We start from the raw sequence: 277 nt of genomic DNA, 5'->3' as shown, positions 1-277 counted from the left end.
TTCGTTTGGCGAAAGAATCATCGGATTGAATCTGCATAAAGTTCTTATTGGTATTCCACAACTCATCAATGATCCGTTGACCATTTCCGTCAACAATACCTGTAAGAAGTTTCTTGGAAAGGCGTCCCCATCCTTGGTACCGGATTTCTTTGAACTCATTCTTTTGCGTATCTGACAACCATGCAACCTCATCCAGTTTTGCTCGTAAAATCTTTTTGTCTTCAAAAATAGTCGACCATTCTATCATCTTTTCAAAGTCATCTTGAAGATCGGGGTC

General features: G+C 39.7%; 1 protein-coding gene. It reads right to left on the bottom strand.

Annotated features, from left to right (window positions below):
* A partial coding sequence (locus CBI42_RS11835; RefSeq protein WP_142294158.1) for a CRISPR-associated endonuclease Cas9 REC1/REC2 domain-containing protein occupies window positions 1-277 on the bottom strand: 277 nt, incomplete at both ends.

This window comes from Streptococcus sp. KR (assembly GCF_002238115.1).
In the GTDB taxonomy this organism is placed as follows: domain Bacteria; phylum Bacillota; class Bacilli; order Lactobacillales; family Streptococcaceae; genus Streptococcus.
This window is presented reverse-complemented; position numbering and strand designations above follow the sequence as displayed.